The sequence below is a fragment of the Clostridium sp. genome, from assembly GCF_047718555.1.
Lineage (GTDB): Bacteria > Bacillota > Clostridia > Clostridiales > Clostridiaceae > Clostridium_I.
On record NZ_JBDNRK010000027.1, the window covers coordinates 13,856 to 27,014 of the forward strand.

11 protein-coding genes are annotated in these 13,159 nt (G+C 31.9%); 1 reads left to right on the forward strand and 10 read right to left on the reverse strand.

Annotation, left to right across the window (positions count from 1 at the left end):
- Positions 1-39: 39 nt before the first annotated feature.
- On the reverse strand, positions 40-861 hold the full coding sequence (gene nifH / locus ABF633_RS12030; protein WP_415524005.1) for a nitrogenase iron protein: 822 nt from the start codon (positions 859-861) through the stop codon (positions 40-42).
- 584 nt (positions 862-1,445) lie between these two features.
- A complete protein-coding gene (nifH, locus tag ABF633_RS12035; RefSeq protein WP_415524007.1) occupies positions 1,446-2,264 on the reverse strand; it encodes a nitrogenase iron protein in 819 nt (272 codons plus the stop codon).
- A 597-nt stretch (positions 2,265-2,861) separates the two neighbouring features.
- Here nifH (ABF633_RS12035) and ABF633_RS12040 point away from each other — a divergent pair.
- Entirely contained in the window at positions 2,862-3,833 is a 972-nt protein-coding gene (locus ABF633_RS12040; RefSeq protein ID WP_415524009.1) for a substrate-binding domain-containing protein, read from the forward strand.
- 45 nt (positions 3,834-3,878) lie between these two features.
- Here the strand turns inward: ABF633_RS12040 and ABF633_RS12045 are convergent, their stop codons facing one another.
- From ABF633_RS12045 to nifH (ABF633_RS12080), 8 genes are all read right to left on the reverse strand, one after another.
- Positions 3,879-4,199: a (2Fe-2S) ferredoxin domain-containing protein gene (locus tag ABF633_RS12045; protein WP_415524011.1), complete on the reverse strand. Its 321-nt coding sequence runs from the start codon at positions 4,197-4,199 to the stop codon at positions 3,879-3,881.
- Positions 4,200-4,282: 83 nt separating this feature from the next.
- A complete protein-coding gene (locus ABF633_RS12050; RefSeq protein WP_415524013.1) occupies positions 4,283-5,368 on the reverse strand; it encodes a FecCD family ABC transporter permease in 1,086 nt (361 codons plus the stop codon).
- 423 nt (positions 5,369-5,791) lie between these two features.
- On the reverse strand, positions 5,792-7,132 hold the full coding sequence (locus tag ABF633_RS12055) for a nitrogenase component 1 (RefSeq protein ID WP_415524015.1): 1,341 nt from the start codon (positions 7,130-7,132) through the stop codon (positions 5,792-5,794).
- Positions 7,117-8,646, reverse strand: coding sequence for a nitrogenase component 1 (locus ABF633_RS12060; protein WP_415524017.1), 1,530 nt, complete (start codon positions 8,644-8,646; stop codon positions 7,117-7,119). The genes ABF633_RS12055 and ABF633_RS12060 overlap by 16 nt, the downstream gene beginning before the upstream one ends.
- 175 nt (positions 8,647-8,821) lie before the next feature.
- Positions 8,822-10,207, reverse strand: coding sequence for a nitrogenase component 1 (locus ABF633_RS12065; RefSeq protein WP_415524019.1), 1,386 nt, complete (start codon positions 10,205-10,207; stop codon positions 8,822-8,824).
- Between the two features lie 105 nt (positions 10,208-10,312).
- Positions 10,313-10,657, reverse strand: a complete 345-nt coding sequence (locus ABF633_RS12070; protein WP_415524021.1) for a Fe-only/vanadium nitrogenase subunit delta — start codon at positions 10,655-10,657, stop codon at positions 10,313-10,315.
- A 4-nt stretch (positions 10,658-10,661) separates the two neighbouring features.
- Positions 10,662-12,053 carry a nitrogenase vanadium-iron protein, alpha chain gene (vnfD, locus tag ABF633_RS12075; protein WP_415524022.1) on the reverse strand — a complete coding sequence of 464 codons (1,392 nt, stop codon included), beginning with the start codon at positions 12,051-12,053 and terminating at the stop codon, positions 10,662-10,664.
- 174 nt (positions 12,054-12,227) lie between these two features.
- Positions 12,228-13,049 carry a nitrogenase iron protein gene (nifH, locus tag ABF633_RS12080; protein ID WP_415524023.1) on the reverse strand — a complete coding sequence of 274 codons (822 nt, stop codon included), beginning with the start codon at positions 13,047-13,049 and terminating at the stop codon, positions 12,228-12,230.
- Positions 13,050-13,159: the final 110 nt, after the last annotated feature.

Consider the following 13,159-nt stretch of genomic DNA (forward strand, 5'->3'; position numbering starts at 1 on the left):
ATTCACCCCTCATTATAATTAAATAAATTTGTTTTAGAATTATAGATCCATAAGACCATATTGCATTAATATTTCTTCAAGTCTTTCTTGAGTCATTGGTTTTGGTATAACAAATAATTTGTTTTCATCTACTTTTCTTGCTAATTCTCTGTATTCTTCAGCCTGATCACAAGTAGGATCAAATTCTATAACAGTTTTCTTGTTTATCTCAGCTTTTGTTACCATTGGGCTTCTTGGTACGAAATGTATTAATTGACTTCCAAGTTCTTTAGCAAATGCATCAAGTAGTTCATATTCATTTGCAACCTTTCTGCTGTTACAGATGATACCACCTAATCTAACTCCACCGCTCTTAGCATATTTTTGGATACCTTTTGAAATGTTGTTAGCAGCATATAGAGCCATCATTTCTCCACTTGCTACTATGTATATTTCTTGAGCTTTTCCTTCTCTTATTGGCATTGCGAATCCACCACAAACAACGTCTCCAAGTACATCGTAGAATACGTAATCTAAATCATCAGTATAAGCTCCAAGTTGTTCTAGCATATTTATTGAAGTTATTATTCCTCTTCCTGCACATCCAACTCCTGGTTCTGGACCGCCTGATTCAACGCATCTGATTCCACCATATCCATCTTTTAATATGGAATCTAATTCTACGTCTTCTCCTTCTTCTCTTAATGTATCAAGAACTGATTTTTGAGCTAGTCCTCCTAAAAGTAATCTTGTTGAATCTGCTTTAGGATCACAACCAACTACCATGATCTTCTTACCCATTGCATGAAGACCTGATGTTAAATTTTGTGTTGTAGTTGATTTACCAATTCCACCTTTTCCATAAATAGCTACCTGTCTCATTTAAACATTCCTCCTAAAAATTAAAAATAAATTTAGTTTTGCTTTGTATTTTGTGCTCAAAACTTATGTTGTTTTTTAGCTTAATGAAAATATATCACAATATAATAATTAACACAATAGAAAATTTGATAATTTCGCAAAGTTTTTTTATCTTTTTTATCAAAAGCTTAATGAAAACGATATTTCGATTAAATTTTATCAAACATACAATAAATTTACCTGTTAACAATATTATCATTTTAGCAATTCATAAATACAATTCAATAAAATTTATACTATATTTAATGATAAATCCATATTTTCATTTATTCACAAAAGTATTGATAACTTATTGTAAAGTATATATTTTTTAATATTGATAATATAATATTAAAAAATATTATATTATCAAGAGGTTATTTGAAAAGGAATAAATATTTATCCTTAAGATAGCATCTTTTATAAGCTTAAAATTTATTTGTTCAATATTTTTTTATAAAATAAAAGGACAACTTTAAGTTATCCTTTTATTTATGGAAAAATTTTATATTAATGATTTATCATCAGAATGTTTATATGGTAACTATTTATACGAATTTCCTCTACTAGTCAATAAGACCGTGTTCCATTAATATTTGCTCTAATTTTTCTTGAGTCATTGGCTTTGGTATAACAAACATATCATTTTCGTCTACTTTTCTTGCCAATTCTCTGTATTCATCAGCCTGAGCACAAGTAGGATCAAATTCAATAACTGTTTTCTTATTTATCTCAGCCTTTGTTACTGATGGACTTCTTGGTACAAAATGTATTAATTGGCTTCCAAGTTCTTTAGCAAATGCATCAAGTAGTTCATATTCATTTGCAACCTTTCTGCTGTTACAGATGATACCACCTAATCTAACTCCACCGCTCTTAGCATATTTTTGGATACCTTTTGAAATGTTGTTAGCAGCATATAGAGCCATCATTTCTCCACTTGCTACTATGTATATTTCTTGAGCTTTTCCTTCTCTTATTGGCATTGCGAATCCACCACAAACAACGTCTCCAAGTACATCGTAGAATACGTAATCTAAATCATCAGTATAAGCTCCAAGTTGTTCTAGCATATTTATTGAAGTTATTATTCCTCTTCCTGCACATCCAACTCCTGGTTCTGGACCACCTGATTCAACACATCTAATTCCAGAGTATCCAGTTTTCAATATTGAATCTAGTTCAACATCTTCCCCTTCTTCTCTTAATGTATCGAGAACTGTCTTTTGTGCAAGGCCACCTAAAAGCAGTCTTGTTGAATCTGCCTTTGGATCACAACCTACCACCATTATTTTTTTACCTCTTTCAACTAAACCTGCTGTAAGATTTTGTGTAGTAGTTGATTTCCCAATTCCACCTTTTCCGTAGATAGCTAGCTGTCTCATTTAATATTCCTCCTTTAAATTACACAAACCCGGTTGTCGCTAAACGCAATAACTATTCTTCATATAATTATTTAATTATTTTATACTTCTTTTTTATTATATGTAATCTTTTAACAAAAGTCAATAAATTTAGCATATTTTCTATCAAATTATTAATTATTTGAATTATAACCTATTAATATATTAATAACCATTTCTTAATATTAAAAACAATTTTTATTTCAATGTAAAAAAGGATGTACAAAACTTATATTTTATAACACCCTTTTAATCTTTCAATTATATATTAATTAGCTTGCAGCTGTGAATTAAGCATTTTATTTACACCATCAGTTAAATTATACGTGAAGAAATTTTTATAGAAATCTTTAGTTAAATCACATTCAATAAATTATTCTATAGTAACAATTTATTGAATGTTAAGTTGTTAATTTCTTTAACTTTCTTATTACATTATAATATTATTCTATATAAAACTATATGAAATGTATGTTATAATGATTTATAATTATACTATATAATAGTTAGTTCAATAAAACTATTTATTAGAAAGATTATTATAAATAGATAAAATGATCATGGAAGGAAATGTGATATATGGATATAGATACAGCGCTTACACCCCAAGAGGTTGCGGATATATTAAAAATTTCAAAGAGTACTGTATATGATTTAATAAAAAAAAATGCAATAAACTCATATAGAGTAGGAAAAAAAGTTCGTGTGGATTTAAAAGATGTAGAGGCTTATAAAAACAAAACAAAAAATATAAAAACTCCTGCTGCATATTTTTCAAACTCTTCTATGTTAATATCTCCGGCATTGTCTGATGCAATGTCACAAAATGATGAACCTACAGATGAATACAGTTTTGTTATATCTGGTCAGGATCCTATCCTAGATATTTTATGTAGATATCTTGAATTTTACCCTACTGGAAAACGTGTTTTAAGATCCTATGAAGGAAGTTATAATGGTATATATGAATTGTATTGTGGAAAAGTTCAGGTAGCAACAGCACATATGTGGTATGGAAAAACCGGTGAATATAATGTTCCTTATATCGAGAGAATGCTCCCTGGAGTTTCAGCTGTTATAATACGATTGGTAGGAAGAACACAAGGTTTTTATGTTGCAAATGGAAACCCTAAAGGAATAAAAGATTGGAAGGATTTTTCACGATCAGACATTACTATTATAAATCGCGAAAAGGGCAGTGGTGCTAGGATATTATTAGATGAAAATTTGCGAAAGATGAATATTTTAGGAAAAAATATAAATGGATACAAGCATGAATGTATTTCCCATTTAGCAGTTGCCAGCACAGTTGCTCGTGGTGATGCAGATTTAGGTATCGGCAACGAAAAAGCTTCTTCCCAAGTTAAAGGAATTGATTTTATCCCAATACAGAAAGAAAAATATGATTTGATTATAAAAAAAGAGGATATGAATCACCCTACAGTAAAAGCTATTCTTGATATCCTTAACTCAAAAGAATTCAAAACGGAAATATTAGGTATAGGTGGATATGATATCAGCGAAATGGGCAAAATTATAGCAGAAACCTAGAATGCGAAGGACAATTTTTAATCTTGTCCTTCATTTCTTATATTTTTATTTTGAAAGAAGTCTTTCTATTTTCTTTCCACTTTTTAAATGAGTCTTTATAATTTCCTCCACATCCTCTACTTTGATTCCGCTGTACCAAGTACCCTCTGGATATATGACCATGTTAGGTCCTTTATTAGTTATTCCATTTCTAAAACATCCACAACTGGATACTAATACTTCATCGGACATGCCATATTCATTTATCAATTCATCAAATTTGGAAATTATATCTTCTGATCCCTTTTGATAACATACTCCATCCTGAATTTTATTACACTTAGTACCATTACAGATAAGAACATGATATTTAGGTTTTCTTCGCATTATTAAATACTCCTATCCTTATATAAATTTATCTTATGACTATCCACTGTAACAATCCCACTCAGTAAGATTCATTGATAATTTTATGACCAAGCCTTTTTACCTTTTATAAGCAGGTACAAAAATAGTGGAGCACCTATAATAGAAGTTAATATACCCAGTGGCACCTCCATAGCAAACATATTACGTGCAAAATCATCAACTAATAATAAAAAACTACTTCCTACAATTATTGATACAGGTAAAAGTACCTTATAATTAGGTCCCACTATCAAACGTGCAATATGCGGAATTATAAGACCAATCCAAGAAATCATTCCTGCAATAGCCACTGATGCCGCTGTGAGCATAGTAGCACATACAATAATAATTATCCTAATTTTGCCAGTATCAACCCCTAGAGCCTTAGCCTCTTCCTCTCCAAAAGATAACACATTCATTTTCCACCTTAAAACAATAAGTGGAATAATACCAATTATAAATGGTACTAGAAACATGAGGAGATCACTATTAGTAATAGTAGAAAGACCACCCATAAGCCAAAAGCTAATTGCAGGAAGTTTATTATATGGATCTGCTGCATATTTAGTAATAGATATAACCGCTGTAAATATATTTGAAACTACTATTCCAGTTAATACCAAAAGAACGATTGAAGTTCTATTTTTACCAATAATGGAACTTATAACATATGTAAGAATTACAGCTACAAGTCCCATAATAAATGCCATAAATTGTATGGCAGCACTATTAAAAGATAGTAATATCCCTATGACTGCACCTACTCCAGCACCAGAGGAAGCCCCCAAAATATCCGGTGAAACCATAGGGTTTTTAAATAATCCCTGATAAGCTGCTCCAGATGCTGACAGTGCAGTTCCTATCAGCACAGCTGCAAAAATTCTAGGAATACGAACCTGAAATAATACCATTTCTTCACTTCTAGTCCACGTAACCGGCAGGCTAAAAAGTTTTCCTATTACAATATTAAATAATTGAGATAAAGGAATTCCATATCTACCAATAGTAAAGGATACTAAAAAAATGGTTACAGATATGATAGTTAATACCGTCAATATAACATTTTTATTCTTTCTTTTTTTAATTTTTAAAGTTGGGATAGATATTGCTTCCTTATGCTTTAATTGAACATTATTTATAACTTTCATAAAATCACCTTTCTAACCTGTATAATGTTTGGCGTGCATAAATTAATTTCATTTAGCATGGCAAATTTAAATTAAGAAAATATTATATACAGTATTGTAAATTGGAAACTTAGATTTAGATTTAGACACGCGTAAAATTGACAATTAAATAAATATATGATAATTTGTATTAGGTTTAAATTATTTAATTATTATTTTATTTGATATGTTGCTCAGATTTATATTTGAGCAATATTTTTTTAGTATAGTAAAACTACCACTGTGCCATATAAACCTGCCTAGCGGTAGTTTTAACCTGACTAACTTGGCGTAAGTCTCCCACTTTAGAGGTGGGAGTTCAACGCCAAGTAAGCCATGCATTTGCAGTTCTAAAATTCAGATGGGGTAAAAGAATCCCCACCTGAATTAAGAACTTGCTTCAATTTATACATCTCTCTCTTTACTAATTTCCTTTGAGCGAAATGCTTTCTCCCAGTCATTTGCAACTACTTCCAAAATATTCAACATACCTTCGTATCCGAAATAAGCTTTATCTAAATAAACATCCATATTTGTTGGTGCCAGCACATCAAAAGCAATTTTAATTCCAACTTCTTCTGCCATGTACTTTTCCCAAGAGGATCCAAATACAGCATCCACATCTATATTTTTCAAGCTCTCTTTTATTTGATATCCATCTACACCAAATGCCACTTTAGATTTTAAGCCAAGAGAATTTAATTCTTGACTTAATAAATTTCGTATTTGCGGAGCATCAGATTTAATAAGTATTGTCTCTGGAATCATTTCTAATTCCTCAAATAACATTCTTAACAATCCAATCCCCATAGTAGCATCAGCAGATAAAGCTATTCTACAATTATGATAACGCGGAATCATCATCAAAGCTCTTTTTCTGAGAATATCTATTACATATTCTTCACCAGGCTTTATTATTTTTTCCACTTCTTCGCTTACATTAAAATATTCACCTAATCTTCGCAGCCATGTAGCTGTATTTTTTAAGCCAATAGGCAAAGGTATATCATCAAGAATTAACGGAACACCATGAATTTTTTTCATACTTTGTGCAAATTCATATCCAACATCATGACTTAAAATAATATTAGCAGATGCTGAACCTGCATTTTCTAATTCATCAATAGATATTCCCCTAGCTAATACAGTCTGGACTTTAATACCTAGAGTTTTTAAAACGCTCGTTACCCACTTTAAATCAGCCCACCAGGTTGGATTTAAATTTGCCTGAGGTGCAATAATATTTACACTCTTCTCATTTCTTATTTCTGCTTTCTTTATAAATGGTATTAGTGCGTTTAAGCCTATATTCATACCATCATAACTATTTCCACGAAAGCCTCCTGCCATTACCGGAATCAGTTTAGCTTTTACCTCATCTTCCATTTCTCTGCATATGCCTTCTAAATCTTCTCCAATTATGTCAGCAGCGCAAGTTCCTATTACAAAAATAACTTTACTATTAAAAGTATTATCTGCTTCTCTTATCAAATTTTTTAATTTTTGTGAAGCTCCCATTATTACATCTGATTCAAAAAGACGTGTACATCCTATTTTACGCTTTGTAAAATCAATTTCATGGGCATCATAAGCTGCTCCCACTGTAGCCGCACAACCTTGAGGCGAATGTACTACAATGCTTGCATTTTCTATACCTGCTACTATGCTGGCAACTCCTTCTAGAGCACAACTTACAACCGGATCCTTACTGTGATCACATTGTTCAAAGCTTAATTCATCATACATTGACCTCTCCTCCTTCTGTGTGCATATACAGTACAATCAGGTAAATCCTGACTCAATTTAGGTGTTAAAGCCTGAGCGGATGCCAAGCTTGAATCTTCTGGAAATACTATTTTCTTAAATAGAGAACTTCTAGGTCTAAAAGAATACCTTAATGCAGTATTAATACATTTTGCTACTTTTAATGCTCCTCTATAACCAAATCTAGGGCGATTTAATATGGCATTTAGATCTACCAACGGAATATTAGGAAAACTTAATGAAGAACCAAAATATACTACAGAGCTTGGGTCTATGCCACCAAGAAAGGCCAATAATTCATCCTCCGTTTGCTTCATTGATTCATATTTACCAAAAGCAAGAGTACCCTTTGTTATCAATATTTCAGGATCTAGACCAGTCTCCAATAGATAATCTATACTTGTCTGTCTTGCTTCTGTACTCCAGGGATGGAAATTAAATATAATTGGTCTCATTCCAAAATCACTTTTCAACATATGTGCAATAGATAAACACTTTACAGCATCATGCCCTTCTATAATAGCTATCTTACCTTCTAGGAATTTCTTACTTTCTTCAAATTCATCTTTTATTGCAGCATATTCTCTTTTCATCAAGGCTTCTGCCTCTTCTTCCATGTTTAGATATTTAGCTGCTCCCATAATCCATTTTTCTGTAGCAGCAATACCATAAGGAAGTATTGTAGAATTAATAGGTGTTCCAAATTCCTCTTCCATAGATTTACCAATAGCATATCCTATATCAAGACATAGTGCACAATTAACAGCTGCACTAGGAGCTTTTTTAAGTTCATCCAGAGTACAGTCTCCAGCAATTACAGAATTAACCTTTGCACCCATACCTTTTACAAGTCTGATTAATTCCTTTACATCTGTATTTACTTCCGTTCTTTCAGCACCCATTTTCCCGCCTACAATATTAACAGTGTCTCCCATTTTACTTCTGCTTTCAATAGTAGGTTTATCCATAAGTTTTACTATTTGTTTAAATACAAGATCAAAACCACTTCTATATTCTCCTGAAAAGCCTTCACAGCGTATAGACATCAATTTAGCATTTATTTCTGGTTCTATCTTTTCCATAATCTCATCTACGTTATCGCCTATGATTCCTGTTGCACAGCTTGTTGCTGCGAAAATAACATCAGGCTTATATTTTTTATCAACTTCTTTAAGGGCACCTTTTAATTCTTTTTCCCCACCATAAATAACATTCTTTTCACTTATATTCGTGCTCACAACTGGCTCATAGGCAGCTCCACTATTTCGACAATTTGTAAGTTTATATGCCTGTTTTACTCCATAAGCACAACCACTAGGTCCATGGGTAAGAATAACAGCATTTTTAATACCACTTAAAACCTTAGTAGCAGTCCAAAATTTACATGGACGTGTATGGCTTCCCTGCAAATTAGTTTTTATTTTTCCCTCTTTAGCCAATTTATATAATTCACTGAGAGTTCCATGAAATTCTATACTTTCCTTTGTAATAGCCATAATACATACCCCCTGTTTTATAATTTATGATTTATATTTTATAAGTTATATTTAAATATAACTTTTGTTTTCAATTTTATAAATCTTATATGTATAGCCAAGTTTTAAATTAAAACTTGGCTATACAATAAGCTTAAATTTGTTAGTTTTTAATTTTCAAATGATATTCTGTTAATTACCAAACATTTAATATCCATTCTTTTTGATGTTTGTTTTCCATATCTGTAAATAAAGTATTTGCAATAGTTTCTGCAAGAAATTCTGCACCTTTGTAACCTACAATAGGATGCTTCCAAAGTCCAGCTCTGTCAAAAGTAGGGAATCCTACTCTAACCATAGGGATATTGTTATCAATAGCAATATATCTTCCCTTTGAATGTCCCATGATTAAATCTAATTTAAGGCCTTCATTCTTTATTCTCTTTTCAAGCTCCCACAAATCTGAATTACAAATAACTTCTATATCACAATTAGCTCTCTTTTCTAAATCAGTAAGTCTAGGATCTTTAGCATATTTCTTATTATCATCACCTAAAAGAAGTAGTACAGGTTCTAATTCACATTCTATACAAAAATCAGCAAGTGCCATTACTAAATCAGGATCTCCGTAAATAGCAACTCTCTTATTTGCAAAGAACATATGAGCAAGGTCAGCCATTGCATCTATAGCTCTTCCACGTTCAACAACTAAAGATTCAGGTATTTCTTTACCAGTAAGTTTGCTTATATTTTGAATAAATTTATCAGTATTTGCTATTCCAACAGGCATTGAATCTAGTACTGCAGGAACCTCAAATTCTTCTTCTAAGAATGTAGCAGCACTTCCACCTTCATATTTGCAAACAGCTACAGAACCAACTGAGTTAGCGCTGTCAGCTATGTCTTCAATAGTTGTATTTCCATAAGCAAAAGCAGATTTATCAGGCATAATTGGAGCATCAAAAGTCTCTACATCCATTAATATATTGCCTTCTACATTCATTTGAGATAATATACTCTTAATTTCTGTTACATCTCCAGGATTTATCCATCCTGTGAATACATTTAACTTACCATTAGGCTTAGTTTTCTTAGCAAGTTCAGTTACAAACGAAAGTACACCTACATCATAACCACTAACCTGACTTCCAGTATAACTAGGAGTATGCATTGGGATTAATTTAACTTCACAATCTGGATGACTCTTCTTCCAAGCCATTTTTATTTTTCTTATAGTACCTTCAACGTCATCACCTATAGTTTCAGTTGAACAAGTAGTAATTATAGGCAAAACTTTTAAATCAGGATATCTGCTTATAAGTGTTTCTACACCATCTTCAATTCTTTGAACTCCACCAAAAACAGCTGCGTCTTCATGTAATGAAGAAGAAGCAATATCAAAATTTTCTTTATAGTGTTGAGCAAACATAAGTCTTACGAAAGTACAGCATCCTTGTCCACCATGAACTAAAGCTATACAATCCTTAACTCCTATACTTGCATATTGAGCCCCACAAGGCTGACAGTTAAAAATAGGATTTATTACACCTGTACGATCTCTTTTTATTATTGAAACAGACATTTTATCACCTCTCGAATATTTTAGAAAAATTAGCCTTTTAGAATATATAAGCTGCATAAATAGCGTATTTAAACAGAATATTAGCAGCTTATATAGAAATTAATTTTAATAGAATGGGACTCTCAATTCCTCATTTCTACATTTTGTTATAGCTACATTAACAAGCTTATCTTTAACACCACTTAATAATTCACTTTTTTCACTTTCGTTCATTTCCTTTACGAAAGAAAATCTTTCTAGTAATTGATCTGCAAGAATTCTACCATCTGCATAAAAACATTTTTCTTGAAGAGTTGCATCTTTAAGGTCAACTTTTTCATTGTTTAATACTTTAGCTAGCACATCAAAAATACCATTAATGTTATCTTTTCTATCCCATTCTCTTGAATGAAATTGCCATAGACATCTCTCTTGAATAAATTCAAGTATTTCATCAATTTTCTTTTCCATAAGACTATACCCCCTGCCTGATATCTTTTTTAGATAATCCCCAAAGAGGAGAATTTATAGCGTTATACATATCTCTAGCCATATTTACAGAACCTTCAAATCCCATGTATGGTCCATTGTGGTATCCATGTCCATTGATATATGGTATCTGTAATTTTTTAACCATTTCACCAACTCTAGGTCCTGTAAGGACAACGTCAGGTTTAACCATTTCCAAAACTTCAAAGAATTCTAATTCATTTCCGTCATCGATGTAAATAGTACCTTTTCTTCCACGGGAGATAACTTTTTCAAAGTCTTCCTGATGACCAAATTTAGAAGACATAGCTACTACTTCCATACCCAAATCATCTTCTAAAGCTTTAGTCCAGTGCCACAATCTAGGACCACCAGTCCAGATACAAAGCTTCTTACCAGCTAATCTTTCTTTGTACCATTTTCTCTTTTCTCCCCATTTTGCATCTTCTTCTGCAATTATTTGTTCAGCTTTTTCTTCTAAGCCAAAATATGCACCTAATTTTCTTAAGCCTTCTTTTGCATAGTCATAACCCCAAGTATCAACATCAAGTCTTGGAATTCCATATTTTTTCTTAAGTTCATTAGCTATATAACCTGCAGATCTAGCACAGTTTGTAAGATTTAACTTAGCTCTATGCATACCTCTTAAAGCATCATAAGTTCCGTTTCCTGTAAAGTGGGCTATTACCTGTATTCCCATTCTTTCAAGATAATCATTCATTACAAAGGTATCACCTTGGATGTTATAGTCACCGATGATATTAACAGTATATTCGCTCTTTATTTCAGGTTCAAAAGTTCCTACTTTTTCCTTCATCCAGTCTATATTAAATACGTGATGTCCCATTGATTGACTTACTCCTGCAAATCCCGGACACTGTATAGCGAATAGATCTACATCTCCACGTTCCTCTTCAACTTCTCTAATAACTGATTTTATATCATCACCAATTAAAGCAGTAGCACAAGTTACATAAACCATCATCCTCTTAACTTCTGGGAATGCATCAAAAGCTTCATTTATAGACTGTTTTAATTTTTTCATTCCTCCGAAAACAACATTTCCTTCTTTCATATCTGTTGACCAACCATACTTCAATTGGAAGTTGTTGTTGTCACTTGGATATCTCTTTGTGTGCCAAGTATTATAAGTACAACCTATAGGTCCGTGAACTAATTGAATAGTATCTTTAAGAACACCACCGATAACTAGTTTAGCTCCACAGTAACTACATCCTCTTTCTGATAAAGTACCAGGAATTGTATTAACGTTGGAAGCAGGTAAATATTGAGTTAAGTCCTCTCCCTCTTCTTTTATATAAACATGTCTTTCTCTTTCAGGTATTGTTTCATCACATTTAAATAACTTTAATGGCATTTCTATACCTCCATTTTCATTGATTAATATTTATGAATCAAGAATAAATCTAATATTTTTATTTATATATGGTTCTAATATAATGTGGTTTAAATTAGATAAATATTATTTTATTTAATATATTTCTCAAATTTCTATGAGAAGTAAATTCATTATTATAATGATACAATAATCTTATAAATCCATAAGACCATATTCCATCAATATTTCTTCAAGTCTTTCTTGAGTCATTGGCTTTGGTATAACGAATAATTTGTTTTCATCTACTTTTCTTGCTAATTCTCTGTATTCTTCAGCCTGATCACAAGTAGGATCAAATTCTATAACAGTTTTCTTGTTTATCTCAGCTTTTGTTACCATTGGGCTTCTTGGTACGAAATGTATTAATTGACTTCCAAGTTCTTTAGCAAATGCATCAAGTAGTTCATATTCATTTGCAACCTTTCTGCTGTTACAGATGATACCACCTAATCTAACTCCACCGCTCTTAGCATATTTTTGGATACCTTTTGAAATGTTGTTAGCAGCATATAGAGCCATCATTTCTCCACTTGCTACTATGTATATTTCTTGAGCTTTTCCTTCTCTTATTGGCATTGCGAATCCACCACAAACAACGTCTCCAAGTACATCGTAGAATACGTAATCTAAATCATCAGTATAAGCTCCAAGTTGTTCTAGCATATTTATTGAAGTTATTATTCCTCTTCCTGCACATCCAACTCCTGGTTCTGGACCGCCTGATTCAACGCATCTGATTCCACCATATCCATCTTTTAATATGGAATCTAATTCTACGTCTTCTCCTTCTTCTCTTAATGTATCAAGAACTGATTTCTGTGCTAGCCCTCCTAAAAGTAATCTTGTTGAATCTGCTTTAGGATCACAACCAACTACCATTATCTTCTTACCCATTGCATGAAGACCTGATGTTAAATTTTGTGTAGTAGTTGATTTACCAATTCCACCTTTTCCATAAATAGCTACTTGTCTCATTTAATCATTCCTCCTAAATCTTTTGTACAATTCAATATCATTTGGAATACACCCTTCCAAAACGATATATTTTGTACTGTTTTGTCTAATTATATTTTAGTTTTTATCAA